This is a genomic window from Escherichia sp. MOD1-EC6098, assembly GCF_002965865.1.
Lineage (GTDB): Bacteria > Pseudomonadota > Gammaproteobacteria > Enterobacterales > Enterobacteriaceae > Escherichia > Escherichia marmotae.
Map to the genome: position 1 here is coordinate 59,767 of NZ_PTSN01000019.1, position 24,127 is coordinate 83,893.

Below are 24,127 nucleotides of genomic sequence, written 5' to 3' on the forward strand. Positions count from 1 at the left end.
TAATGGATAAACAAACCTTGCAGGAGGCTGTTAGCCTGGTCCTGGATGAGATGCGCGAGCGCCCTATCCCTCTGGGCGTCTCCAGTCGTCACATTCATCTTTCAACGGCGGATTATGTGCGCCTTTTTCCTGAACAACCGATCAGCGAGAAAAAGTCGTTATTACAACCTGGTCAGTTCGCTGCTGAACAGGTTGTTACGCTGGTGGGACCAAAAGGTAAATTACACAACGTTCGCTTGTTGGGGCCATTACGTAACTCAAGTCAGGTGGAGATTTCCCGGACTGACGCCAGAACGTTAGGGATCGCCGCTCCGCTACGCATGTCTGGCGATCTCAGCGACACACCGGGAATTCGTCTGATAAGCCCTTTTGCAGAGCTGGAAATCGCTTCTGGCGTTATTGTCGCGCAACGGCATATTCATATGTCTCCGCTTGATGCCCTGATTTATGGCGTTACACATGGTGATAAGGTGGCGGTCGCCATTGAAGGGGATGAGCGACGACTGATATTCGATAACGTTGCCGTTCGCGTCTCACCGGATATGCGTCTTGAAATGCATATAGATACCGACGAAGCCAACGCTGCAGGCGCTGATAATCCTGACGTTTTTGCCACGCTGGTGTCGGTGCCATGAATAACGTGCTGATGCAACACATTGTTGACGAAGTGATTTTTCGCCTGAAACAGCGTGCGGGAAAAACACTCGCGCTAACTGTTTCGCAACTGCGAGAAGCCAGCGTTCACGAGATAGTTCATCAGTATGCATCGTTACAAATTCAATATGTCGATCTGCCGTTGTTGCGACAACTCGCGGAAAACGAAACGTCAGATCGTGCAGCAATCCACATTCACGAGGCGTTAGCCTGGGGAATGCACATTCAATTGTCGTTGCAGCATCATTTTCTGAACGCCATCAAATTAAAGTCACTCGCCCGTCTACCGTTAACCTGGTGCGACGAACAAGGGCAACCGGTCTACCTTCATCGTGGTCGACTTTTAAGTTATGTCGACATAGCGCAGTTATGCACGGGAATACTGGTGCTGCAACGGAAATGTTGTGTGACCGCTCTTGCGCGTGAAGCGGCAATTACCCGAAACATTCAGTTAATCAGGCAGGAGTAACCCATGCATCTGGCTCGAGTCACTGGCGCGGTGGTATCCACGCAAAAATCACCTTCTCTGGTCGGGAAAAAACTGCTGTTGGTTCGCCGGGTCAGCGCTGACGGTGAACTGCCTCTCACGCCATTAACCGGTGACGAAGTTGCCGTTGATTCAGTCGGTGCTGGCGTCGGTGAGTTGGTACTCCTCAGCAGCGGTTCCAGCGCCAGACATGTGTTTTCCGGACCTAACGAAGCCATCGACCTGGCAGTGGTTGGCATTGTCGATACGCTTTCGCGCTAAGGAGTTGAAAGATGGCGATTTATACCAGAACAGGCGATTCAGGAAATACGTCCCTATTTACCGGGCAACGTGTCAGCAAAACTCATCTACGTGTCGAAGCCTATGGCACGCTGGATGAACTGAACGCGACACTCAGTCTGTGTTATTGCGCCACCACCATCGAAAGTCATCGCATCTTACTGGAAGCCATTCAGCAACAGATATTCTGGTTTAGTGCCGAGCTCGCCAGTGAAAGCGAACAGCCATCAGCGCAGCAACGTTACATCAGTACGGAAGAAATCGCCGCGCTGGAAAAAGCGATCGACAGTGCAATGAACGCGGTTCCTCCAGTTCGCAGCTTCATTCTACCTGGTCGTTGTGAAGCCGCAAGCCGCATGCATTTCGCCCGCACAGTGGCTCGCAGGGCCGAAAGACGTCTGGTTGAACTGACAACGGAAGCCACCGTTCGCCATGTTTTACTGCACTACATCAATCGGCTTTCCGATTGCCTGTATGCCCTCGCCCGCGTGGAAGACAATGTTGCTCATCAGAACCTGATGATTCAGGAAATAACAAAACGTTATCACGAAGCTAACCACACTCCAGCATTGAAGGAACGCACGATGCCGCTCACTTTTCAGGATCTTCATCAGCTCATTCGTAGCGCGGCAATGCGCGCAGATGAACTGCATATTCCCGTAGTCATTAGCATCGTTGATGCCAACGGTACGGAAAGCGTTACCTGGCGGATGCCTGATGCGCTGCTGGTTAGCAGTGAACTGGCACCGAAAAAAGCCTGGACCGCCGTGGCGATGAAAACGGCAACACACAAGCTTGCTGACGCCGTGCAACCCGGAGCGCCGCTTTATGGACTCGAAAGCCATATGCAAGGCAAAGTTGTCACTTTTGGTGGCGGTTTCCCCCTCTGGCGTGACGGAATATTGCTTGGAGGGCTTGGTATCAGCGGCGGTAGCGTTGAACAAGACATGGATATTGCACAAACCGCAATGGCAGCAATTAACGCAGGAGCAAACCTATGAATACCACTGAATTAGAAACGATTATCCGCAATATCCTGCGCGAACAAATGATGCCCACTGCGTCACAAACGCAAAGAAATGGTATTTTCCAGACTGTCGATGACGCCGTCTGCGCTGCACACCAGGCCTTTTTGCGCTTTCAACAGTGCCCACTTAAAACCCGCAGTGCCATTATCAACACCATTCGCGAAGAATTATCCCCCCGCCTTACCGAACTGGCAGAAGAGAGCGCTATCGAAACGGGGATGGGAAATAAAGAAGATAAGTATCTAAAAAACAAAGCGGCTCTCGATAACACACCTGGAATTGAAGACTTAACCACCACTGCGCTAACCGGTGATGGTGGCATGGTTTTATTTGAATACTCTCCGTTTGGGGTTATTGGCTCAGTCACGCCAAGTACCAATCCAACGGAAACCATCATTAACAACAGCATCAGCATGTTGGCTGCAGGCAATAGTGTCTATTTCAGTCCTCACCCGGGAGCCAAAAACGTATCGCTGAAACTGATCGCCATAATCGAAGACATCGCGTTTCGCTGTAGTGGCATTCATAACCTTATCGTTACCGTGTCTGAACCAACCTTTGCCGCCACCGAACAGATGATGACGCACCCTAAAATCGTCGTTCTGGCAATTACTGGCGGTCCAGGTATCGTCGCGATGGGAATGAAAAGTGGCAAGAAAGTGATTGGTGCCGGTGCGGGTAACCCGCCCTGCATCGTCGATGAAACGGCGGATATTGTGAAAGCCGCCGAAGACATCATCAACGGCGCTTCATTCGATTACAACCTGCCGTGTATCGCTGAAAAAAGCCTGATAGTCGTTGAATCAGTAGCAGATTACCTAATCCAACAGATGCAAAGTTTTGGCGCTTTTCTTCTTAACCGGGAACAAACTGACCAATTGCGTGCTATTTGCCTTCCTGGCAATGTTGCCAACAAAAAGCTGGTGGGTAAAAGTCCTTCAGCCATGCTGGAAGCAGCGGGAATTCCTTTACCGCAGAAAGCCCCTCGATTACTAATTGCTATTGTCGACGCCGATGATAGCTGGGTTACCTGCGAACAACTGATGCCAATGTTGCCCATTGTAAAAGTTAATGATTTTGATAGCGCCCTCACCCTGGCGCTGAAAGTGGAAGACAGCTTGCACCACACGGCAATTATGCACTCGCAGAATGTCTCTCGGCTCAACCTTGCCGCGCGCGTTATGCAAACCTCCATCTTTGTCAAAAACGGCCCCTCCTGGGCAGGCATTGGCGTCGGCGGTGAAGGATTTACGACCTTCACCATTGCTACACCGACCGGAGAGGGGACAACGTCAGCACGGACTTTTGCCCGCTCACGACGCTGCGTGTTGACCACTGGTTTTTCCATTCGCTAGAGAAACGGAAATGAATACTTTTTCACTGCAGACGCGTTTATACAGCGGACCTGGAAGTCTTAAAGTGCTTAGCCGTTTCACCAATAAGCACATCTGGATTATTTGCGACGCCTTTCTGGCACGCTCACCACTGATTGACACGTTGCGCCAGGCGCTGCCTGACAGCAACCGCCTCAGTATTTTTAGCGAAATAACACCCGACCCAACTATCCAGACCGTGGTAAAAGGCATTGCACAAATGCAGACTTTACGCCCGGATGTGGTTATCGGTTTTGGCGGCGGCTCTGCGCTGGACGCCGCAAAAGCGATTGTCTGGTTTAGTCGCCAGTGTGCTATTGAGATTGACACCTGCGTAGCCATTCCCACCACCAGCGGCACCGGCTCAGAAGTGACCAGCGCCTGTGTCATCAGCGATCCAGAGAAAGGGATTAAATATCCCCTTTTCGATAATGCACTTTATCCGGATATTGCAGTCCTCGATCCCTCGCTGGTCGTCAGCGTGCCTCCCGCGATAACTGCCAATACCGGAATGGATGTTTTAACCCATGCGCTAGAAGCCTATGTTTCTCCACGCGCCAGTGATTTCTCGGATGCTCTGGTCGAAAAAGCCGTGCAAATTGTTTTTCACTACCTGCCTACAGCAGTGAATAAAGGCGATTGTCTTGCTACTCGCGGCAAAATGCATAATGCCTCGACGCTTGCCGGAATGGCCTTTAGCCAGGCTGGGCTTGGGTTAAATCATGCAATTGCCCATCAACTCGGCGGGCAGTTTCATCTGCCACACGGCCTGGCGAATGCTCTCCTGCTCACGGCGGTTATCCGCTTTAATGCTGGCGATCCGCGCGCCGCCAAACGCTACGTCCGGCTGGCAAAAACGTGTCATTTATGCCCTGATAACGCCAATGACACCGCCAGCCTGAATGCACTCATTCAACATATTGAACAGCTTAAAAAAGCCTGTGCAATACCGACTCTCGCTAATGCACTGAAAGAAAAAAAAGCAGAATGGTCAGCACGTCTTCCAGATATGGTTCAGGCAGCGCTGGCGGATGCAACATTGCGTACCAACCCACGAGCGGCTGATGCCTCCGCTATTGAGGAACTGCTTGAGGAGTTGTTATGAACGTCGAGTTAACGTCCTGTGACAGTCAGACGATCCGTGAGCGAGTTCAGGCAGCCGGGGTTGTGGGTGCTGGCGGCGCAGGCTTTCCAACACATATCAAGCTGCAGGCGTGTGTTGACACTTTCCTGGTAAATGCCGCGGAATGCGAACCAATGTTGAAAGTGGACCAGCAGTTAATGGCACAACAAGCCAGCCGCCTGCTGCGCGGTGTTCACTATGCGATGAAAGCCACCGGGGCTGCTAGCGGAATCATCGCGCTGAAAGAGAAGTATCAACCCGCAATAAAAGCACTTACACCATTACTTCCAACGGATATCCGCCTGCATATTTTGCCCGACGTTTATCCCGCTGGGGATGAGGTGCTGACCATCTGGATGGCAACAGGTCGTCGCGTTCCACCCGCCGCGTTGCCCGTTAGCGTCGGCGTGGTGGTGAATAACGTCCAGACCGTGCTGAATGTTGCCAGAGCCGTTGAGCAACAGTATCCGGTAACGCGCCGCACGTTAACCGTTAATGGTGCAGTTGCTAAACCAGTAACAGTGACCGTTCCCATCGGAATGTCTTTACGCGAGGTACTGGCGCTGGCGGGAGGCGCTACGGTAGATAATCCCGGTTTTATCAATGGCGGGCCGATGATGGGGAGTTTGATCCCATCGCTCGATACGCCAGTCAGCAAAACCACCGGCGGCTTGCTGGTCTTACCCAACTCTCATTCACTGATCCAACGTCGAATGCAGGATGATCGCAACGTACTTGCCGTCGCGAAAACCGTTTGTGAACAATGCCGCTTATGTACCGATCTCTGTCCACGTCATTTAATCGGTCACGAACTGTCACCACATTTGTTAGTACGTGCGGTTAACTACCAACAGCTCACTACACCGCAACTGTTACTGACAGCACTCACCTGTTCGGAGTGCAACGTCTGTGCCAGCGTCGCCTGCCCGGTAGGTATTTCACCAATGCGCATAAATCGCCTGCTTAAGCAGGAATTACGCGCTAAAAATCTCCGCTACGAAGGCACCTTAAACCCTGCGGATGTCATGGCAAATTATCGACTGATTCCCGTAAAACGGCTGGTAACCAGACTGGGCTTAGCACCGTGGTATCAGGATGCGCCATGGTCTGAACACGTGCCACAGCCCGAAAAAGTGACGCTATTGTTACGCCAGCACATCGGAGCCAGCGCAATTGCGTGTGTCCAAAAAGGCGATCGTGTCGTTCGTGGGCAATGTGTAGGCCAAATTCCACACGGCACATTAGGTGCCCCCATTCATGCCAGTATTGATGGCACGATCAGTGATGTGACAGAAAACGCGATTACGGTTGTGAGAGGTTAACCATGTCAAAAGCGGTAGGTATTTTAGAACTTAGCAGTATCGCGAAAGGGATGGAAACCGGCGATGCCATGCTGAAAAGCGCCAACGTTGAGTTACTGGTCAGCAAAACGCTATGCCCCGGTAAATTTCTGCTGATGCTCGGTGGCGATGTCGGTGCGGTGCAACAGGCCATCGATAATGGCACGTCCCTTGCTGGTGAAATGTTGGTCGACAGTCTGGTTCTTCCTAATATTCATCCCACTATCCTGTCTGCAATCAGCGGTCTGAACCATGTTGACCAGCGACGGGCTGTCGGTGTAGTAGAAACCTGGAGTGTAGCAGCCTGCATTAACGCTGCCGATTGTGCAGTGAAAGCGGCAAACGTCACGCTCGTGCGGGTGCATATGGCCTTCGGTATTGGCGGTAAATGCTACATGGTAGTGGCAGGCGATATTTCTGATGTTAATAACGCGGTCTCTGTCGCCAGCGAGCGCGCGGGGGAAAAAGGTTTGTTGGTCTATCGTTCGGTGATTGCCCGTCCGCATGAAGCCATGTGGCATCAGATGGTGGAGGGATAATGTCAACTCAACACACGACTGAACGGATGATTCAGGAATATGTTCCCGGTAAACAGGTCACACTGGCGCATGTGATTGCGAATCCCGGAAAGGATCTGTTTAAGAAATTAGGTTTACCAGACACCGTTTCTGCCATTGGCATTCTGACGATTACCCCCAGTGAAGCATCTATCATCGCGTGTGATATCGCCACAAAATCAGGCGCTGTAGAGATTGGTTTTCTTGATCGTTTTACCGGCGCGGTAGTTCTGACTGGCGATGTTTCTGCTATCGAATATGCACTTAGCCAGGTTACACGCACGCTGGGCGAAATGATGCACTTTACCGCCTGTTCCATTACACGGACCTGACACTATGCAACGGATGATGCTCATCGGCCCCAGTCAGTGCGGAAAAACGTCACTCACACAATGCCTGCGCGGAGAGAATATTCAGTATCAGAAGACGCAGGCAATCGTCTGGTCACCGGCCACCATTGACACACCCGGGGAATACCTCGAAAACCGCAGCCTTTACAGCGCACTGCTGGTCTGTGCCTGCGAAGCGGACATTATCGCACTGGTACTTAATGCGAACGCACCGTGGTCCCCTTTTTCGCCAGGCTTTACTACATCGATGAATCGCCCGGTCATTGGGGTAGTAACCAAAGCGGATTTAGCCAGCGTAGAACAAATATCTTTGGTGAAATGCTGGTTACGGGAAGCCGGGGCACGCAACGTATTAGTAACCAGCGCGATAAATAACATCGGGGTTGCAGAACTTTTTACCTTGTTACATACAGAAGAAGGTTGTCGTTAATTTCGACATTTCAATATGTTATCAGATGGGAATGATGACTTGTGACACAGAGAAAGGAATCATGAACAATGAGGGTTGCCGGGCAACCCTCATTGAATAAAGCAGAAATTACTTCGCTTCGCCGTTTTTCATTTCACCCATAGCTTTCAGCTTTTTGGAGATATCGCGGCGTTCTTTGGAAAGCTCAGCATTTTTGATGATGTAATCATCAACGCGATCTTCATAGTCGCCTTTCATGCTGGCGATGATGCCCTGAATTGCTTCGACGCTCATACCCGGTTTGATGTAATCGCTCAGGTTGTCCAGCAGCAGAACGCGTTTCTGGTTGTCACGGATCTTTTTCTCAACGTCCTGGATTTCACGTTGCAGTTTGTTCTTACGACGGAACAGGCGAACAAATTCCAGTACGTCCTGGAATGAAGGCTTGGTAGTTTCCATTTTTATACCCCTGATAATGTGAGAGTCGGATTCGTTTAAGCAGCCACTATTCGTTAGGGCCAACATTACTCATAGCTGCCGCAGATGACAATGCTTTTATCCCTTTTCACTATCATACCCTTTATCTTTGCTGAATCGAAGCAGCAAGATGATTCTGAAGATCGGGAATTATTTGCGCAAGGCCCGGCAAATCAGATTTGACAACAACTCCAGTTGATGCGCCGTTTCCATGTTAAGCCACACATAGCCATAAATCGGGGTCTCAACGACCTTGAGATCATGGTGGTTATCGAGCAACTGACGCAGCTCTTCCACAGCATCGTTCAATTTTTCCGTATTAGCAAAAACCGGCTGCGGATTACCTTCGTACAGGGCATGAACAAGGCTCAACACGATTTGCTGCATCATGTGCTGTGTATCGCGCAGTTTTTGCGCGTTCAATAACACGAAATGGCTGGGGCGCGTGGCCCAGTAAGCATTGATTTGCAGTTCCAGCATACAAACCAGATTACGGTTAATTGTCTGGATCCCTTCATATATCGATTTTGGGATACGGGTTTCTTTGCTGGCGGGCGCAATCAGCCCACGCATTTTCACGGCATCGGTCAGGAGTTTTTGCAGATGTTTTTCCAGACGTGGACGTTCGAGTAAGTTCGGTGAGAACGCTGACTGATAGACGCGATTATATTCAGTGAGACTTTTCGCCAGTTGAATGCGCCAGTGGATAAAAGCACGTTGCGGCCAGATGCCGGTAAACAACATTGCCAGTAAAGAGCCGAGGATCACATCGCCGCTTCGCCATAATGCAGTATCAATTTCACCGGTTGGCGAGCCAACAACAATTGCCAGCGTCACACCAATCAATAAACCTTGATATGGCTTCTTACCCAGCGCCAGCCAACCGCAAAGGAACATGGCTGCAGCACACCAGACTAACATCAACGGTAAAGAGATTAACTCCAGTTGCAGAGCGATAAGACCTAATATCGAACCCAACACAGTACCGCCAATACGTTCAAAGGCGCGAGGGACAACGTTGCCCCAGAACGAAATTGGCCCCATGATCACCACCATAGTGACCAGCGGCCAGGTGCTTTCCGGGATGGTAAACAAGCGAATGATGAGAAAGGTGAGCAAGAACGCCAGCGCAACTCGCGTACCATGCACAATGCGGTAATGGCGGTACACTCGAATTTCAAACGGGCTTAAGGACTTATCGGCACGCACGCGGGCACTCCGTGGAATAAGAGAAAAAACGGTCATAATGCAATCTGGCAGTCCGGGAACGATAACGCTATGTAACAAATCTGTCCGGCAAACCGGGAATAGCAGACGTTCCCGGTTTGGTTGTCAGAAAACTGCAGACGAATCTTACTCTTTTACATAACGAAAAACAGCGTAGCAATCGGGTTATCCTCTGATCCAGTGCCACTTATCAGCGCTGTTTAGGCTGCACCGCAACATACATTTCGATATCCCAATACCCCTCTTCCGCACCATTGTTCAGATAAACCTCAAAGCAGGGCTTTGGCAACATTTCGTAAGCGCTGTCCTGCAAGAGAGTATTAAAGAACTGATACCAGGGTTTAGCAAAGTCATCACCCACTACGCGTGCAACCGCCACCGCATACTGACCTCCAGAAATTTCCGTCAGGATGACGCCCTCACTGTTTTCGGGGAGAGTGAAGTCATCTGCCACCGAGACGACGGTGTCACAACGTAACTTTTCGGCGGGTGTTTCGTCTGGATTATCGTAATAGACCGCTACCCACTCCTTTGGCACGATATTTTTGTCGTCTACCCACATCATCAACTGCTCAAAACCTTGCTTTACCGTCTGTTCCCACGGGCCAACGAGATGGAAACCTGCAACGGTACGTTTATCTTCCTGTTTAATCTCGTAGTTCATGATGCCTCCATTAATACTGGTTTTATGTACAGTATATTTGCAATATAAAAACCACAAGGAATGAGTGTTGATTATGCGAGCAGACTCGCACTCCTGCCAGTCTGCTGCAAAAGAAAGGTCAGGCCTTATGGTGGAAATAATCGCTCAACCGGGAAAACATGCCGCCTTCACTGACGGATTCCAGGGTGACCAGCGGCCAGTGCGCCACCTGTTTATCCCGATCGTAAAGTTCAATTTCCCCAACCTGCTGATGGGCATTAATTGGCGCGGTCAGTTCTTTATCATTAAGGGTGTATTTTGCTTTGATATTCGGAATCTCCGCTTTTGGCAGCACCATCCAGAACTCTTGTTCGGTTCCAAGCGCAATCTTTTCTTTATCGCCATACCAGATGCGTTCTGTGCCAATCTTTTTCCCACGATGTAAAATTTGCACCGTAGTAAAGTTCTGTTGTCCCCAACGCAGTAGCTTTCTCGCCTCTTCTTCACGACCTTTTGCGCTTTCAGCCCCCATCACCACCGCAATGAGTCGACGCTGACCATCCACAGCCGAAGCAATGAGATTAAACCCGGCCCCGGAAGTATGTCCGGTTTTCAGGCCATCGACATTCATGGTTTTATCCCATAATAAGCCGTTACGGTTTTGCTGGGTGATGCCGTTCCAGGTGAGGCTTTTCTCACTGTACATATGATAAAACTCAGGTTCACCATGAATGATGGCGCGCGAAAGTACGGCTAAATCGTAGGCTGAACTATGCTGACCCGGCGCATCCAGACCATGTACCGTTTCAAAATGCGTATCCTTTAGATGCAACTTCTCGGCGTAATTGTTCATCATTTCAACAAACTGCCGTTGCCCACCAGCAATATAATCAGCCAGCGCAACACAAGCATCATTGCCGGAGTCGACAATTAATCCACGGCTTAAATCACGTACCGATACGCGATCCCCCTCTTTCAAAAACATCAGTGAAGAACCGACAAATACCGGGTTATCTTTTGCCCACGCATCACGCCCCACAGTGACAATATCGTCTGGTGTAATGCGATGACTATCGATAGCACGATCAACGACATAGCCAGTCATCAGCTTAGTCAGGCTGGCAGGATTACGTTGTTGATGCTCATTACCCGCCGTGAGGATCTGTCCGGTTGTGTAATCCATCAATACCCATGACCCCGCATGAATTTCTGGAGGCTGGGGTGAAAAAGGAATATTTTCTGCTGCAAAAGCAGACGATAAATTAAAAACGAACAAAGAAGCAGCAATAACAAGACGGCGTTTCAACAGCAAATCCTCAGGAGTTTCAAATAGCTGTTCTTTTTACGGAAATCCTGATGAACTGGCTGGAATAAAGTGCAAGAAAATGTGACATTTATCTCATTTTAATCTGACATTATCTGTTTCCACACGCTGCCAAATTGTCGCTCTAAAGCTGATTAGCGTTGTGATATTTGGTACTCTGGCATACAGCAGAAATAACGGATTTAACCTAATGATGAATGACGGTAAGCAACAATCTACCTTTTTGTTTCACGATTACGAAACCTTTGGCACGCACCCCGCGTTAGATCGCCCTGCGCAGTTTGCCGCCATTCGCACCGATAGCGAATTCAATATCATTGGCGAACCAGAAGTCTTTTACTGCAAACCTGCTGATGATTATTTACCTCAACCAGGGGCGGTGTTAATCACCGGCATCACACCGCAGGAAGCACGGGCGAAAGGAGAAAACGAAGCCGCCTTTGCCGCCCGCATCCACTCGCTTTTTACCGTACCGAAAACCTGCATTCTTGGTTACAACAATGTGCGTTTCGACGACGAAGTCACGCGCAATGTTTTTTATCGTAATTTCTACGATCCCTATGCCTGGAGCTGGCAGCATGATAACTCTCGCTGGGATCTGCTGGACGTCATGCGTGCCTGTTATGCCCTACGTCCGGAGGGGATCAACTGGCCTGAAAATGATGACGGTCTGCCGAGTTTTCGTCTTGAACATTTAACCAAAGCGAATGGTATAGAGCATAGCAACGCCCACGATGCGATGGCCGATGTATACGCCACTATCGCGATGGCGAAGCTGGTGAAAACGCGTCAGCCACGCCTGTTTGATTATCTCTTTACCCATCGTAATAAGCACAAACTGATGGCATTGATTGATGTGCCACAGATGAAACCACTGGTGCACGTTTCCGGCATGTTTGGTGCGTGGCGCGGCAATACCAGTTGGGTTGCGCCGCTGGCGTGGCATCCTGAAAATCGCAATGCCGTGATTATGGTGGATTTAGCTGGAGATATTTCGCCATTACTGGAACTGGATAGCGACATGCTGCGCGAGCGTCTGTATACCGCAAAAGCCGATCTGGGCAATAACGCCGCAGTCCCGGTTAAGCTGGTGCATATTAATAAATGTCCGGTGCTGGCACAGGCGAATACACTTCGCCCGGAGGATGCCGACCGTCTGGGAATTAATCGTCAGCATTGCCTTGATAACCTGAAAATTTTGCGTGAAAACCCGCAAGTGCGCGAAAAAGTGGTGGCAATATTTGCTGAAGCCGACCCGTTTATGCCTTCAGATAACGTGGATGCCCAGCTTTATAATGGCTTTTTCAGTGACGCCGATCGCGCGGCAATGAAAATTGTGCTGGAAACCGAGCCACGTAACTTACCGGCACTGGATATCACCTTTGTCGATAAACGCATAGAGAAGCTGTTGTTCAATTATCGGGCGCGTAACTTCCCCGGCACGTTAGATTACGCCGAACAGCAACGCTGGCTGGAGCATCGCCGTCAGGTCTTCACTCCAGATTTTTTGCAAGGCTATGCTGATGAACTGCAGATGCTGGCGCAGCAATATGCCGATGATAAAGAGAAAGTGGCACTGTTAAAGGCGCTTTGGCAGTACGCGGAAGAGATCGTCTGATACAAAAAAGCCGGAGCGTTAAACTCCGGCTTTTTGAGACTTACCGGATGATGACACCATCCGGTTTTATAAAATTATGCAACGTCTTCGTACTGCGGAACCGGGTTGCGGAAGCTCTTAGTTACGCAAGCCAGGTAAATCAGACCGATAGCCGCCCAAATCAGCCCCAGAACCATCGAGCTTTCTTCCAGGTTAACCCACAGCGCACCAACGGTCAGCGCACCACACATCGGCAGGAACAGATACTGGAAGTGATCTTTCAGCGTCTTGTTACGCTTCTCACGGATCCAGAACTGCGAGATAACCGACAGGTTAACGAAGGTGAACGCCACCAGCGCACCAAAGTTAATCAGCGCCGTTGCCATTACCAGGTCAAAGTTGATTGCCAGCAGAGCAATCGCACCAACCAGGATGATGTTCATCGCCGGAGTACGCCATTTCGGGTGTACATAACCGAAGAAGCTTTTCGGGAACACGCCGTCACGCCCCATCACGTACATCAGACGCGCTACGCCTGCGTGCGCCGCCATACCAGACGCCAGTACGGTAATGGTGGAGAAGATCAGCGCGCCAACCTGGAATGCTTTACCCGCAACATACAGCATGATTTCAGGCTGTGACGCATCCGGATCTTTAAAGCGAGAGATATCCGGGAAGTACAGTTGCAGGAAGTAGGTCGCAAAGATGAAGATCATACCGCCAATCAGCGCGGTCAGGAAAATCGCACGCGGGATCACGCGCTCTGCATCTTTGGTTTCTTCCGACAGGTTGCTGATGCCGTCAAAACCGGTAAAGGAGAAGCACAGGATCGTCGCACCGGTAATCATCGGGATGACATGCGCATCGCCAGACCAGAACGGACGGGTGCTCGCCAGCGTACCAGCGCCTTCACCTTCAAATACGCCGTAGACCACCATGCCCAGAATCACCGCGATCAGCACAATCTGCAACACCACAATGACGGTGTTGAAGTTCGCTACGGATTTCAGGCTACGCAGGTTAAAGGCTGTCATAAAGGCCACCAGCGCCACCACAAACATCCACGATGGGATGGAAGGCACCAGAGCTTCAAAATAGATTTTCGCCAACAGGATGTTGATCATCGGCGCGAACAGATAGTCGAGCAGAGAAGACCAACCCACCATAAAGCCAACGGTCGGGCTAATAGATTTCTGGGCGTAAGTGTACGCAGAGCCAGCAGAAGGATAGCGGCGAACCAACTTCCCGTAGCTCAGAGCCGTGAACAGGATCGCAATCAATGCGAACGCATAGGCTGTCGGCACATGACCATCCGTGAGGCCTGAAACGATACCAAAAGTATCAAACAGCGTCATCGGCTGCATATAGGCAAGACCCATCATTACAACCGGAACTAACGTAAGCGTTTTACGCAATTCCACGCGAGAGGTGTTTGGAGTAACGTTATGCGACATGGTTATTCTCCTTTACGGTGATAACCGTCGCGTAAGCAAAAAATTGCCCCATTTTTTTGGATTCCTCAGCGACAACAACTGTCGATTTTTAGTAAATATCTATCCGGTACGAAGCCCGGCCTCTTGGTATGAATGATTGGTTTGAAGCAAAAAATAACCGACGCGGATAAAACGTCGGTTTTTAGTCATTTTTTGACAGCGGCGCATTGTGCCTAAATGGGGGGTAAATGACAAGAGAATGAGGGGCTTGACAGATGATTTTTTATTTAAATGGCTGATTTTCCGTCACCAGATTTTGCATAAACACCGGCGATAGCACTATTTGCTAAAATCTCGTCTCGCCACCACGCACTGGCAAGCCCTGCGGTTTGTTCGTTCCAGCCAATCCAGACAGGTTCAAAGAGGGTTTGCGCGACCACTTTCTTCTCGATTAACGCACCACTATCAAGAAAGCGTTGCGCCAGATAACGGGGTAAATAACCACAACCAAGACCACTGATTTGCAGCTCCAGCTTGGTTTTAAAATCAAATACGGTAATAGCTTCTTGTTCATCAAGTATTTGTGAAGCTGTAGACGCGGCTGCCTGCGCAGTGTCACCGACGACTATCGCCCGATATCGTTTAATGATTCGTCGATTTAACGGTTCTTCTTCCAGCGCTAACGGATGATGGGGTGCCACAACGAACACTTGCTCCAGATCACCCAGACGAGAAAAACCAAATTCGCTGGAAGATGGCGGCTCGTGCATAGCGCCGACAATAATATCTGCCCGGCCCTGGGTCAGCGCCTCCCAGGAACCACCGAGCACGCCATTGATAAATTTCAACCGCGTTACACTGTGATGTTGATAAAAGAGTTCAATAAGCGGCGCAAGCAGAGAAAAAGGAAAGGTGTCATCAACCCCGATAATCAGCTCGTTCTCCCAGCCTTCGTGAAGTTTTATTGCCTGTTTTTCCAGCTCATGAACAGTGTGAAGAATTTCCCGCCCTTTCTCTAATAACATTTTTCCGGTGCGGGTGAATTTAGCGCGGTGACCGCTGCGATCAAGCAATTGAATATTAAGATCACTTTCCAGCTTATGAACGGTGTAACTCAGTGCAGACGGCGTCTTGTACAGTTTGGCTGACGCCGCCGCAAAACTGCCCTCTTTTTCTAAGGCATCGAGGATCATCAACACATCCAGCAGTGGTTTCATACACGCCCCCTTGCGGTGTATGCGGCATTCTGCTGGCGTGATGCTTTACTCCAGCGGCATTACCAGTGGATCGGGATACTGGTATTCAAATCCCAATTCATTACAGATCCGGCTGCCATCAATAATTTTACCTTTGCCGCTGTCCAGGCTGTTTCTGAACTGCGGAGGTTCCAGCCCCAGTAAACGGGCCATCTGCGGATAGAAAACATTACGCGCAGGGTGAGCTGGCGCACATATATTATAGATGTGTCCGCCTTTAGGTGCCTGTAACAACAGAGTGATAGCGCCAATAACATCTTCCAGGTGAACTAAATTGACACCATGTTCACCGTCTGGCGCAGTTTTTCCGGCAAAGAAGCGCCCTGGATGACGCCCCGGCCCCACCAGGCCAGCAAGACGCAAAATATCGACCGAAGTTCCAGGTAAATTGTGCAGCCAGTCTTCGAGTTCTTTTAACACTCGTCCACTGTTGGTCACGGGATTGCGTGGTGTGGTTTCTTTTACTATGCCTTGCGTATCGCCATAGACAGAGGTTGAACTGGTGAAAATAATGCGGGGAATATGGTGAGCCAGCGCGCTGTCTACCAGCTCTTGCACTGCCTGCAAATAGAACTCGTCGCCAGGACCGCTGCGTCGCGCCGGAAGCGTAATGACCAACGCATCAGCATCCATCAGGGCATCCAGATCGTCAGAATCGCAAACTAACTCGGGATCCATGCGAAGCGTATAGCTATCAATCCCACTCATTCGGGCCGCTTCGACGCCATCTTGTGTGGTTTTACTCCCGGTGACTTGCCAGCCCCGCGCTGAAAGTGACATCGCCAGCGGCATACCTAACCACCCTAACCCGACAATTGCGACCTTTTTCATCCGTTTTCTCCTGATACACCTTAGATCTATAAGGCTACGCCAGCGTATCAAAACTGACAATTCATTCTATGAATGAATCGAAGCTGTTAGCAAATGTACAATTGCCTGATGCGCTCCGCTTATCAGGCCTACAAAAACACCAATATATTGAATTTAGGCAACATTTGTAGGCCAGATAAGGCGTTCACGCCGCATCCGGCATGAACAAAGGCCACTTTAGTTACAGAACACAATGTTCTTGAGGGCTTTAAAGACATATTTTCACGATTACTTTTTTTAACGTAGTCACTCTTAGCGCCCTTCTTTCCCTGCTCATTCATTAAACAAATCTATCGCCGCAAAATATATAAAAAAGCCCTTGCTTTCTATCGTGAAAGTGGTTTAGGTTAAAAGGCATCAGTTGAATAAACATTCACAGAGATTTTTATGACACGCGTTCAATTTAAACACCACCATCATCACCATCATCCTGACTAGTCTTTCAGGCGATGTGTGCTGGAAGACATTCAGATCTTCCAGTGGTGCATGAACGCATGAGAAAGCCCCCGGAAGATCACCTTCCGGGGGCTTTTTTATTGCGCGGTTGATAACGATTCAGACAGGTTAAAAGAGGAATAAGAAAATGACAGACAACACTCGTTTACGCATAGCTATGCAAAAATCCGGCCGTTTAAGTGATGATTCACGCGAATTGCTGGCGCGCTGCGGCATTAAAATTAATCTTCACACCCAGCGCCTGATCGCGATGGCAGAAAACATGCCGATTGATATTCTGCGCGTGCGTGACGACGATATTCCCGGTCTGGTAATGGATGGCGTGGTAGACCTCGGGATCATCGGTGAGAACGTACTGGAAGAAGAGTTGCTCAACCGCCGCGCCCAGGGTGAAGATCCGCGCTACTTTACCCTGCGCCGTCTTGATTTCGGTGGCTGTCGCCTTTCACTGGCAACGCCCGTTGATGAAGCCTGGGACGGCCCGCTCTCCTTAAACGGTAAACGTATCGCCACCTCTTATCCTCACTTGCTCAAGCGTTATCTCGACCAGAAAGGTATCTCTTTCAAATCCTGCTTATTGAACGGTTCTGTCGAAGTTGCCCCGCGCGCCGGACTGGCGGATGCGATTTGCGATCTGGTTTCCACCGGTGCCACGCTGGAAGCCAACGGCCTGCGCGAAGTGGAAGTTATCTACCGCTCGAAAGCCTGCCTGATCCAGCGCGATGGTGAAATGGAAGAATCCAAACAGCAACTAATCGACAAGCTACTGACCCGTATTCAGGGCGTAATTCAGGCGCGTGAATCGAAATACATCATGATGCATGCACCAACCGAGCGTCTGGATGATGTCATCGCCCTGCTGCCAGGTGCCGAACGACCAACCATTCTGCCGCTGGCGGGTGATCAACAGCGCGTCGCCATGCACATGGTGAGTAGCGAAACCCTGTTCTGGGAAACGATGGAAAAACTGAAGGAACTGGGCGCGAGTTCGATTCTGGTCCTGCCAATTGAGAAGATGATGGAGTAATAGCCATGAGCTTTAACACAATCATTGACTGGAATAACTGTACTGCGGAGCAACAACGCCAACTGTTAATGCGCCCGGCGATCTCCGCCTCTGAAAGCATCACCCGTATCGTCCGTGAAATTTTAGATAACGTGAAAGCACGCGGCGATGACGCCTTACGGGAATACAGCGCGAAGTTTGATAAAACCAAGGTTACCGCGCTGAAAGTGTCTGCTGAAGAAATCGCCGCAGCCTGCGAACGCCTGAGCGACGACCTGAAACAGGCGATGGCGGTAGCAGTAAAGAACATTGAAACCTTCCACAATGCGCAAAAACTGCCGACGGTAGATGTCGAAACCCAGCCAGGCGTACGTTGCCAGCAAGTCACGCGCCCGGTAGCTTCAGTGGGTTTGTATATTCCTGGCGGCTCTGCCCCACTCTTCTCAACCGTATTAATGCTGGCGACTCCAGCGCGTATTGCAGGTTGTAATAAAGTGGTGCTGTGCTCACCGCCGCCGATTGCCGATGAGATCCTCTACGCGGCGCAACTGTGCGGCGTGCAGGACGTGTTTAACGTCGGTGGCGCACAAGCCATTGCCGCACTGGCCTTTGGTACTGAATCCGTACCAAAAGTGGACAAAATTTTCGGACCGGGTAACGCCTTTGTGACTGAAGCGAAACGTCAGGTGAGCCAGCGTCTGGACGGTGCAGCAATCGATATGCCCGCAGGCCCGTCGGAAGTGCTGGTGATTGCCGATAGCGGCGCAACGCCGGACTTCGTGGCTTCAGATTTGCTCTCTCAGGCTGAGCACGGCCCGGATTCACAGGTGATCTTACTGACGCCCGACGCCGATATGGCACGCCGCGTTGCCGAAGCTGTAGAACGTCAACTTGCAGAGTTACCGCGTGCTGAAACTGCACGCCAGGCACTGCTCACCAGCCGCCTGATTGTGACCAACGATTTAGCGCAGTGCGTGACAATCTCCAATCAGTACGGCCCGGAACACCTGATTATTCAAACCCGCAACGCCCGCGAACTGGTCGATAGCATCACCAGCGCCGGTTCGGTATTTCTTGGTGACTGGTCACCGGAATCGGCAGGTGACTACGCCTCCGGCACCAACCACGTTCTACCGACTTACGGTTACACCGCCACCTGTTCCAGCCTCGGACTGGCGGATTTCCAGAAGCGCATGACCGTGCAGGAATTGTCGAAAGAGGGTTTCTCTGCGTTGGCTTCGACCATTGAAACGCTGGCTACCGCCGAACGCCTGACAGCCCACAAAAATGCCGTGACTTTACGTGTCAACGCCCTTAAGGAGCAAGCATGAGCACCGTGACTATTACCGATTTAGCGCGTGAAAACGTCCGCAACCTGACACCATATCAGTCAGCGCGCCGACTGGGCGGTAACGGCGATGTCTGGCTGAACGCCAACGAATATCCTACAGCCGTGGAGTTTCAGCTCACTCAGCAAACGCTCAACCGCTATCCGGAATGTCAGCCAAAAGCGGTTATTGAAAATTACGCGCAATATGCTGGCGTAAAACCGGAACAAGTGCTGGTCAGCCGCGGCGCAGACGAAGGCATTGAACTACTGATTCGCGCCTTTTGTGAACCGGGTAAAGATGCCATCCTCTATTGCCCGCCAACGTACGGCATGTACAGCGTCAGCGCCGAAACTATTGGCGTCGAGTGTCGCACGGTGCCGACGCTGGAAAACTGGCAACTGGACTTGCAGGGGATTTCCGACAAGCTGGACGGCGTGAAAGTGGTTTATGTTTGCAGCCCTAACAACCCGACCGGGCAACTGATCAATCCGCAAGATTTTCGCACTCTGCTGGAGTTAACCCGCGGAAAAGCCATTGTGGTTGCCGATGAAGCCTATATTGAGTTTTGCCCGCAGGCATCGCTGGCGGGCTGGCTGGCGGAATATCCGCACCTGGCTATTTTGCGCACCCTTTCGAAAGCTTTTGCTCTGGCGGGTCTCCGTTGTGGGTTTACGCTGGCAAACGAAGAAGTCATCAACCTGCTGATGAAAGTGATCGCCCCCTACCCTCTCTCAACGCCGGTTGCCGACATTGCGTCCCAGGCGTTAAGCCCGCAGGGGATCGTCGCCATGCGCGAACGAGTGGCGCAAATTATTGCAGAACGCGAATACCTGATTGCCGCACTGAAAGAGATCCCCTGCGTGGAGCAGGTTTTCGACTCCGAAACCAACTACATTCTGGCACGCTTTAAAGCCTCCAGCGCAGTGTTTAAATCTTTGTGGGATCAGGGCATTATCTTACGTGATCAGAATAAACAACCCTCTTTAAGCGGCTGCCTGCGAATTACCGTCGGAACCCGTGAAGAAAGCCAGCGCGTCATTGACGCCTTACGTGCGGAGCTAGTTTGATGAGTCAGAAGTATCTTTTTATCGATCGCGATGGAACCCTGATTAGCGAGCCGCCGAGTGATTTTCAGGTGGACCGTTTTGACAAACTCGCCTTTGAACCGGGCGTGATCCCGGAACTGCTGAAGCTGCAAAAAGCAGGCTATAAGCTGGTGATGATCACCAACCAGGATGGTCTTGGAACACAACGTTTCCCGCAGGCGGATTTCGATGGCCCGCACAATCTGATGATGCAGATCTTTACCTCGCAAGGCGTGCAGTTTGATGAAGTGCTGATTTGCCCGCACCTGCCCGACGATGAATGTGACTGCCGCAAGCCGAAGGTAAAACTGGTGGAGCGTTATCTCGCTGAGCAGGCGATGGATCGCGCCAGCAGTTACGTGATTGGCGATCGTGCGACCGATATTCAACTTGCTGAAAACATGGGTATTAATGGTTTACGCTACAACCGCAAAACCCTGAACTGGCCAATGATTGGCGAGCAACTCACTAAACGCGATCGTTATGCCCATGTAGTGCGCAACACCAAAGAGACACAGATTGACGTTCAGGTATGGCTGGATCGCGAAGGTGGCAGCAAGATTAACACTGGTGTTGGTTTCTTTGATCACATGCTGGATCAGATTGCCACCCACGGCGGTTTCCGTATGGAAATCAACGTTAAAGGCGATCTCTATATTGACGATCACCACACCGTCGAAGATACCGGGCTGGCGCTGGGCGAAGCGTTAAAAATTGCCCTTGGCGACAAACGCGGCATCTGCCGCTTTGGTTTTGTCTTGCCGATGGATGAATGCCTCGCACGCTGCGCGCTGGATATCTCTGGTCGCCCGCACCTGGAATATAAAGCTGAGTTTACCTACCAGCGCGTGGGCGATCTCAGCACCGAAATGATCGAACACTTCTTCCGTTCACTCTCTTACACCATGGGCGTGACTCTGCACCTGAAAACCAAAGGTAAAAACGATCACCACCGTGTAGAGAGCCTGTTCAAAGCCTTTGGTCGCACCCTGCGCCAGGCCATCCGCGTGGAAGGTGACACCCTGCCCTCGTCGAAAGGAGTGCTGTAATGAACGTGGTGATCCTTGATACCGGCTGCGCCAACCTGAACTCGGTGAAGTCTGCCATTGCGCGTCACGGCTATGAACCAAAGGTCAGCCGTGACCCGGACGTCGTGTTGCTGGCCGATAAACTGTTTTTACCCGGCGTTGGCACCGCGCAAGCGGCGATGGACCAGGTGCGTGAGCGCGAACTGTTTGATCTCATCAAAGCCTGTACTCAACCGGTGCTGGGCATCTGTTTAGGAATGCAACTGCTGGGGCGACGCAGCGAAGAGAGTAACGGCATCGATTTGCTGGGCATCATCGACGAAGATGTACCGAAAATGACCGACTTTGGTCTGCCATTGCCGCATATGGGCTGGAACCGCGTTTACCCACAGGCTGGCAACCGCCTGTTTCAGGGGATTGAAGACGGCGCGTACTTTTACTTTGTTCACAGCTACGCCATGCCGGTCAATCCGTGGACCATCGCCCAGTGCAACTACGGCGAACCGTTCACCGCGGCGGTACAAAAAGATAACTTCTATGGCGTGCAGTTCCACCCGGAACGCTCCGGTGCCGCTGGCGCTAAGTTGCTGAAAAACTTCCTGGAGATGTGATGATTATTCCGGCATTAGATTTAATCGACGGCACCGTGGTGCGTCTCCATCAGGGCGATTACGGCAAGCAGCGTGATTATGGCAACGACCCGCTGCCGCGCTTACAGGATTACGCCGCCCAAGGTGCTGAAGTGCTGCACCTGGTGGATCTGACCGGGGCAAAAAATCCGGCTAAACGTCAAATCCCGCTGATTAAAACCCTGGTCGCGGGCGTTAACGTTCCGGTGCAGGTTGGCGGCGGCGTGCGTAGCGAAGAAGACGTGGCGGCGTTACTGGAAGCAGGCGTTGCGCGCGTGGTGGTTGGCTCCACCGCGGTGAAGTCACCAGAAATGGTGAAAGGCTGGTTTGAACGTTTTGGTGCCGATGCGTTAGTGCTGGCGCTGGATGTCCGTATTGACGAGCAAGGCAACAAACAGGTGGCGGTCAGCGGCTGGCAAGAGAACTCAGGCGTTTCGCTGGAACAACTGGTGGAAACCTATCTGCCCGTCGGCCTGAAACATGTGCTGTGTACCGATATCTCGCGCGACGGCACGCTGGCAGGTTCTAACGTCTCTTTATATGAAGAAGTCTGCGCCAGATATCCACAGGTGGCGTTTCAGTCCTCCGGCGGTATTGGCAACATTGAAGATGTCGCGGCTCTGCGTGGCACTGGCGTGCGCGGCGTAATAGTTGGCCGGGCATTACTGGAAGGTAAATTCACCGTGAAGGAGGCCATCGCATGCTGGCAAAACGCATAATTCCGTGTCTTGACGTTCGTGATGGTCAGGTGGTGAAAGGCGTACAGTTTCGCAACCATGAAATCATTGGCGATATTGTGCCGCTGGCAAAACGCTACGCCGAAGAAGGTGCAGACGAACTGGTGTTCTACGATATCACCGCTTCCAGCGATGGCCGCGTGGTAGATAAAAGCTGGGTATCTCGCGTGGCGGAAGTGATCGACATTCCGTTCTGCGTGGCGGGTGGGATTAAGTCGCTGGATGACGCCGCGAAAATTCTTTCCTTTGGCGCGGATAAAATCTCCATCAACTCCCCTGCACTGGCCGATCCGACATTGATCACCCGTCTGGCAGATCGTTTTGGCGTGCAGTGTATTGTGGTCGGTATTGATACCTGGTACGACGCCGAAACCGGCAAATATCACGTTAATCAATATACCGGCGATGAAAGCCGTACCCGCGTTACACAGTGGGAAACGCTCGACTGGGTACAGGAAGTGCAAAAACGCGGTGCCGGAGAAATCGTCCTCAACATGATGAATCAGGACGGCGTGCGTAACGGTTACGACCTCGAACAACTGAAAAAAGTGCGTGAAGTTTGCCACGTCCCGCTGATTGCCTCCGGTGGCGCAGGCACTATGGAACACTTCCTTGAAGCCTTCCGCGATGCCGACGTTGACGGCGCGCTGGCAGCTTCCGTATTCCACAAACAAATAATCAATATTGGTGAATTAAAAGCGTACCTGGCAACACAGGGCGTGGAGATCAGGATATGTTAACAGAACAACAACGCCGCGAACTGGACTGGGAAAAAACCGACGGACTGATGCCGGTGATTGTGCAACACGCGGTATCTGGCGAAGTGTTAATGCTGGGCTACATGAACTCGCAAGCGCTGGATAAAACCATCGAAAGCGGCAAAGTCACTTTTTTCTCACGCACCAAACAGCGACTGTGGACTAAAGGTGAAACGTCGGGGAACTTCCTCAACGTAGTCAGCATTGCACCGGACTGCGACAACGACACCCTGCTGGTGCTGGCGAATCCCATCGGCCCAACCTGCCACAAAGGCACCAGCAGTTGTTTTGGCGATACCGCTCACCAGTGGTTGTTTCTCTACCAGCTTGAACAACTGCTCGCTGAACGCAAATCTGCCGATCCGGAAACCTCCTACACCGCCAAACTGTATGCCAGTGGCACCAAACGCATCGCGCAGAAAGTAGGAGAAGAAGGCGTGGAAACCGCACTGGCCGCGACAGTACATGACCGCTTTGAGCTGACTAACGAGGCGTCTGACTTGATGTATCACCTGCTGGTGTTGTTGCAGGATCAGGATCTGGATTTAACGACGGTGATTGAAAACCTGCGCAAACGGCATCAGTGAGTTACGGGGTAAGCGGATGCGATATTGTTGTCGCATCCGGAGCCATTGCCCGATGCACAAGCTTATCGGGCCTACACATTCTC

At 51.2% G+C, this 24,127-nt stretch carries 28 protein-coding genes and 1 other annotated feature; of the genes, 20 read left to right on the forward strand and 8 right to left on the reverse strand.

Features of this window, described 5'->3' with window-relative positions; translation table 11 throughout:
* Nucleotides 1–2 precede the first annotated feature (2 nt).
* The 10 genes from C0K55_RS19015 to C0K55_RS19060 are packed head-to-tail and all read left to right on the forward strand — an operon-like array spanning nucleotide 3 to nucleotide 7,621.
* Entirely contained in the window at nucleotides 3–635 is a 633-nt protein-coding gene (locus tag C0K55_RS19015) for a phosphate propanoyltransferase (protein ID WP_000361033.1), read from the forward strand.
* Nucleotides 632–1,123: a microcompartment protein PduM gene (gene pduM, locus C0K55_RS19020; RefSeq protein ID WP_001067061.1), complete on the forward strand. Its 492-nt coding sequence runs from the start codon at nucleotides 632–634 to the stop codon at nucleotides 1,121–1,123. The genes C0K55_RS19015 and pduM overlap by 4 nt, the downstream gene beginning before the upstream one ends.
* A gap of 3 nt (nucleotides 1,124–1,126) precedes the next feature.
* A complete protein-coding gene (locus tag C0K55_RS19025; RefSeq protein ID WP_000549830.1) occupies nucleotides 1,127–1,402 on the forward strand; it encodes a EutN/CcmL family microcompartment protein in 276 nt (91 codons plus the stop codon).
* 11 nt (nucleotides 1,403–1,413) lie between these two features.
* Complete coding sequence (gene pduO / locus C0K55_RS19030) at nucleotides 1,414–2,421, forward strand: two-domain cob(I)yrinic acid a,c-diamide adenosyltransferase PduO (RefSeq protein WP_001516597.1); 1,008 nt, start codon at nucleotides 1,414–1,416, stop codon at nucleotides 2,419–2,421.
* Nucleotides 2,418–3,803 carry a CoA-acylating propionaldehyde dehydrogenase PduP gene (pduP, locus tag C0K55_RS19035; protein ID WP_061090451.1) on the forward strand — a complete coding sequence of 462 codons (1,386 nt, stop codon included), beginning with the start codon at nucleotides 2,418–2,420 and terminating at the stop codon, nucleotides 3,801–3,803. Before pduO ends, pduP begins: the two co-directional genes overlap by 4 nt.
* A 10-nt stretch (nucleotides 3,804–3,813) precedes the next feature.
* Nucleotides 3,814–4,926 carry a 1-propanol dehydrogenase PduQ gene (locus C0K55_RS19040; protein WP_001091444.1) on the forward strand — a complete coding sequence of 371 codons (1,113 nt, stop codon included), beginning with the start codon at nucleotides 3,814–3,816 and terminating at the stop codon, nucleotides 4,924–4,926.
* Nucleotides 4,923–6,266, forward strand: a complete 1,344-nt coding sequence (locus C0K55_RS19045; protein ID WP_016262095.1) for a 4Fe-4S dicluster domain-containing protein — start codon at nucleotides 4,923–4,925, stop codon at nucleotides 6,264–6,266. Before C0K55_RS19040 ends, C0K55_RS19045 begins: the two co-directional genes overlap by 4 nt.
* A gap of 2 nt (nucleotides 6,267–6,268) precedes the next feature.
* Complete coding sequence (gene pduT / locus C0K55_RS19050; protein WP_105266577.1) at nucleotides 6,269–6,823, forward strand: propanediol utilization microcompartment protein PduT; 555 nt, start codon at nucleotides 6,269–6,271, stop codon at nucleotides 6,821–6,823.
* A complete protein-coding gene (gene pduU, locus C0K55_RS19055; protein ID WP_000107121.1) occupies nucleotides 6,823–7,173 on the forward strand; it encodes a propanediol utilization microcompartment protein PduU in 351 nt (116 codons plus the stop codon). The genes pduT and pduU overlap by 1 nt, the downstream gene beginning before the upstream one ends.
* A 4-nt stretch (nucleotides 7,174–7,177) precedes the next feature.
* Nucleotides 7,178–7,621: a EutP/PduV family microcompartment system protein gene (locus C0K55_RS19060; protein WP_085449036.1), complete on the forward strand. Its 444-nt coding sequence runs from the start codon at nucleotides 7,178–7,180 to the stop codon at nucleotides 7,619–7,621.
* 108 nt (nucleotides 7,622–7,729) lie between these two features.
* Here the strand turns inward: C0K55_RS19060 and C0K55_RS19065 are convergent, their stop codons facing one another.
* The 4 genes from C0K55_RS19065 to dacD form a co-directional block, all read right to left on the reverse strand.
* The gene (locus tag C0K55_RS19065) at nucleotides 7,730–8,059 is read right to left on the reverse strand and encodes a DUF496 family protein (RefSeq protein ID WP_000450409.1); all 330 of its coding nucleotides are present in this window, start codon (nucleotides 8,057–8,059) and stop codon (nucleotides 7,730–7,732) included.
* A 168-nt stretch (nucleotides 8,060–8,227) separates the two neighbouring features.
* On the reverse strand, nucleotides 8,228–9,286 hold the full coding sequence (locus tag C0K55_RS19070; protein ID WP_001516604.1) for an FUSC family protein: 1,059 nt from the start codon (nucleotides 9,284–9,286) through the stop codon (nucleotides 8,228–8,230).
* Nucleotides 9,287–9,494: 208 nt separating this feature from the next.
* Nucleotides 9,495–9,968, reverse strand: a complete 474-nt coding sequence (gene sbmC / locus C0K55_RS19075) for a DNA gyrase inhibitor SbmC (RefSeq protein WP_001105399.1) — start codon at nucleotides 9,966–9,968, stop codon at nucleotides 9,495–9,497.
* A gap of 118 nt (nucleotides 9,969–10,086) precedes the next feature.
* A complete protein-coding gene (dacD, locus tag C0K55_RS19080) occupies nucleotides 10,087–11,253 on the reverse strand; it encodes a serine-type D-Ala-D-Ala carboxypeptidase DacD (protein WP_001516605.1) in 1,167 nt (388 codons plus the stop codon).
* 208 nt (nucleotides 11,254–11,461) lie between these two features.
* On the opposite strand from dacD, the gene sbcB reads away from it, so the two are divergent.
* Nucleotides 11,462–12,889: an exodeoxyribonuclease I gene (gene sbcB, locus C0K55_RS19085; protein WP_105266578.1), complete on the forward strand. Its 1,428-nt coding sequence runs from the start codon at nucleotides 11,462–11,464 to the stop codon at nucleotides 12,887–12,889.
* Nucleotides 12,890–12,963: 74 nt separating this feature from the next.
* Here the strand turns inward: sbcB and plaP are convergent, their stop codons facing one another.
* The 4 genes from plaP to C0K55_RS19105 form a co-directional block, all read right to left on the reverse strand.
* A complete protein-coding gene (plaP, locus tag C0K55_RS19090; RefSeq protein ID WP_000019194.1) occupies nucleotides 12,964–14,322 on the reverse strand; it encodes a putrescine/proton symporter PlaP in 1,359 nt (452 codons plus the stop codon).
* Entirely contained in the window at nucleotides 14,312–14,374 is a 63-nt protein-coding gene (yoeI, locus tag C0K55_RS19095) for a membrane protein YoeI (RefSeq protein ID WP_097433929.1), read from the reverse strand. Before yoeI ends, plaP begins: the two co-directional genes overlap by 11 nt.
* Nucleotides 14,375–14,588: 214 nt before the next feature.
* Complete coding sequence (locus C0K55_RS19100) at nucleotides 14,589–15,518, reverse strand: LysR substrate-binding domain-containing protein (RefSeq protein ID WP_000803328.1); 930 nt, start codon at nucleotides 15,516–15,518, stop codon at nucleotides 14,589–14,591.
* Between the two features lie 45 nt (nucleotides 15,519–15,563).
* Nucleotides 15,564–16,388, reverse strand: coding sequence for an SDR family oxidoreductase (locus C0K55_RS19105; RefSeq protein ID WP_038355108.1), 825 nt, complete (start codon nucleotides 16,386–16,388; stop codon nucleotides 15,564–15,566).
* Between the two features lie 426 nt (nucleotides 16,389–16,814).
* Here C0K55_RS19105 and hisL point away from each other — a divergent pair, with 426 nt between their 5' ends.
* The 9 genes from hisL (at nucleotide 16,815) to hisIE (ending at nucleotide 24,044) form a co-directional block, all read left to right on the forward strand.
* Nucleotides 16,815–16,865: a his operon leader peptide gene (gene hisL, locus C0K55_RS19115; protein ID WP_001364200.1), complete on the forward strand. Its 51-nt coding sequence runs from the start codon at nucleotides 16,815–16,817 to the stop codon at nucleotides 16,863–16,865.
* Nucleotides 16,841–16,964: a sequence feature (His leader region), on the forward strand. Its footprint overlaps the gene before it by 25 nt.
* 46 nt (nucleotides 16,965–17,010) lie before the next feature.
* Entirely contained in the window at nucleotides 17,011–17,910 is a 900-nt protein-coding gene (gene hisG / locus C0K55_RS19125; RefSeq protein WP_000131781.1) for an ATP phosphoribosyltransferase, read from the forward strand.
* A 5-nt stretch (nucleotides 17,911–17,915) separates the two neighbouring features.
* Entirely contained in the window at nucleotides 17,916–19,220 is a 1,305-nt protein-coding gene (gene hisD / locus C0K55_RS19130) for a histidinol dehydrogenase (RefSeq protein WP_000009579.1), read from the forward strand.
* Nucleotides 19,217–20,287: a histidinol-phosphate transaminase gene (hisC, locus tag C0K55_RS19135; protein ID WP_105266579.1), complete on the forward strand. Its 1,071-nt coding sequence runs from the start codon at nucleotides 19,217–19,219 to the stop codon at nucleotides 20,285–20,287. Before hisD ends, hisC begins: the two co-directional genes overlap by 4 nt.
* Nucleotides 20,287–21,354: a bifunctional histidinol-phosphatase/imidazoleglycerol-phosphate dehydratase HisB gene (hisB, locus tag C0K55_RS19140; protein ID WP_105266580.1), complete on the forward strand. Its 1,068-nt coding sequence runs from the start codon at nucleotides 20,287–20,289 to the stop codon at nucleotides 21,352–21,354. Before hisC ends, hisB begins: the two co-directional genes overlap by 1 nt.
* On the forward strand, nucleotides 21,354–21,944 hold the full coding sequence (hisH, locus tag C0K55_RS19145) for an imidazole glycerol phosphate synthase subunit HisH (RefSeq protein WP_001103550.1): 591 nt from the start codon (nucleotides 21,354–21,356) through the stop codon (nucleotides 21,942–21,944). Before hisB ends, hisH begins: the two co-directional genes overlap by 1 nt.
* Nucleotides 21,944–22,681 (forward strand): 1-(5-phosphoribosyl)-5-[(5-phosphoribosylamino)methylideneamino]imidazole-4-carboxamide isomerase, encoded by a 738-nt coding sequence (gene hisA, locus C0K55_RS19150; RefSeq protein ID WP_016248872.1) that lies wholly within the window; start codon nucleotides 21,944–21,946, stop codon nucleotides 22,679–22,681. The genes hisH and hisA overlap by 1 nt, the downstream gene beginning before the upstream one ends.
* On the forward strand, nucleotides 22,663–23,439 hold the full coding sequence (gene hisF, locus C0K55_RS19155) for an imidazole glycerol phosphate synthase subunit HisF (protein ID WP_000880156.1): 777 nt from the start codon (nucleotides 22,663–22,665) through the stop codon (nucleotides 23,437–23,439). The genes hisA and hisF overlap by 19 nt, the downstream gene beginning before the upstream one ends.
* On the forward strand, nucleotides 23,433–24,044 hold the full coding sequence (gene hisIE, locus C0K55_RS19160) for a bifunctional phosphoribosyl-AMP cyclohydrolase/phosphoribosyl-ATP diphosphatase HisIE (protein ID WP_085449041.1): 612 nt from the start codon (nucleotides 23,433–23,435) through the stop codon (nucleotides 24,042–24,044). The genes hisF and hisIE overlap by 7 nt, the downstream gene beginning before the upstream one ends.
* The last annotated feature ends 83 nt before the right edge of the window (nucleotides 24,045–24,127 follow it).

Excerpts from the sequence above, each read along its gene's own strand:
- pduM (WP_001067061.1), top strand. The coding sequence starts at position 632 with ATGAATAACGTGCTGATGCAACACATTGTTGACGAAGTGATTTTTCGC.
- C0K55_RS19045 (WP_016262095.1), top strand. The coding sequence starts at position 4,923 with ATGAACGTCGAGTTAACGTCCTGTGACAGTCAGACGATCCGTGAGCGA.
- C0K55_RS19040 (WP_001091444.1), top strand. The coding sequence starts at position 3,814 with ATGAATACTTTTTCACTGCAGACGCGTTTATACAGCGGACCTGGAAGT.
- C0K55_RS19105 (WP_038355108.1), bottom strand. The coding sequence starts at position 16,388 with ATGAAAAAGGTCGCAATTGTCGGGTTAGGGTGGTTAGGTATGCCGCTG.
- pduO (WP_001516597.1), top strand. The coding sequence starts at position 1,414 with ATGGCGATTTATACCAGAACAGGCGATTCAGGAAATACGTCCCTATTT.
- hisD (WP_000009579.1), top strand. The coding sequence starts at position 17,916 with ATGAGCTTTAACACAATCATTGACTGGAATAACTGTACTGCGGAGCAA.
- C0K55_RS19025 (WP_000549830.1), top strand. The coding sequence starts at position 1,127 with ATGCATCTGGCTCGAGTCACTGGCGCGGTGGTATCCACGCAAAAATCA.
- hisC (WP_105266579.1), top strand. The coding sequence starts at position 19,217 with ATGAGCACCGTGACTATTACCGATTTAGCGCGTGAAAACGTCCGCAAC.
- hisA (WP_016248872.1), top strand. The coding sequence starts at position 21,944 with ATGATTATTCCGGCATTAGATTTAATCGACGGCACCGTGGTGCGTCTC.
- hisG (WP_000131781.1), top strand. The coding sequence starts at position 17,011 with ATGACAGACAACACTCGTTTACGCATAGCTATGCAAAAATCCGGCCGT.
- sbmC (WP_001105399.1), bottom strand. The coding sequence starts at position 9,968 with ATGAACTACGAGATTAAACAGGAAGATAAACGTACCGTTGCAGGTTTC.
- hisB (WP_105266580.1), top strand. The coding sequence starts at position 20,287 with ATGAGTCAGAAGTATCTTTTTATCGATCGCGATGGAACCCTGATTAGC.
- C0K55_RS19060 (WP_085449036.1), top strand. The coding sequence starts at position 7,178 with ATGCAACGGATGATGCTCATCGGCCCCAGTCAGTGCGGAAAAACGTCA.
- C0K55_RS19015 (WP_000361033.1), top strand. The coding sequence starts at position 3 with ATGGATAAACAAACCTTGCAGGAGGCTGTTAGCCTGGTCCTGGATGAG.
- C0K55_RS19065 (WP_000450409.1), bottom strand. The coding sequence starts at position 8,059 with ATGGAAACTACCAAGCCTTCATTCCAGGACGTACTGGAATTTGTTCGC.
- pduT (WP_105266577.1), top strand. The coding sequence starts at position 6,269 with ATGTCAAAAGCGGTAGGTATTTTAGAACTTAGCAGTATCGCGAAAGGG.
- sbcB (WP_105266578.1), top strand. The coding sequence starts at position 11,462 with ATGATGAATGACGGTAAGCAACAATCTACCTTTTTGTTTCACGATTAC.
- hisH (WP_001103550.1), top strand. The coding sequence starts at position 21,354 with ATGAACGTGGTGATCCTTGATACCGGCTGCGCCAACCTGAACTCGGTG.
- hisIE (WP_085449041.1), top strand. The coding sequence starts at position 23,433 with ATGTTAACAGAACAACAACGCCGCGAACTGGACTGGGAAAAAACCGAC.
- hisF (WP_000880156.1), top strand. The coding sequence starts at position 22,663 with ATGCTGGCAAAACGCATAATTCCGTGTCTTGACGTTCGTGATGGTCAG.
- C0K55_RS19100 (WP_000803328.1), bottom strand. The coding sequence starts at position 15,518 with ATGAAACCACTGCTGGATGTGTTGATGATCCTCGATGCCTTAGAAAAA.
- pduP (WP_061090451.1), top strand. The coding sequence starts at position 2,418 with ATGAATACCACTGAATTAGAAACGATTATCCGCAATATCCTGCGCGAA.
- plaP (WP_000019194.1), bottom strand. The coding sequence starts at position 14,322 with ATGTCGCATAACGTTACTCCAAACACCTCTCGCGTGGAATTGCGTAAA.
- pduU (WP_000107121.1), top strand. The coding sequence starts at position 6,823 with ATGTCAACTCAACACACGACTGAACGGATGATTCAGGAATATGTTCCC.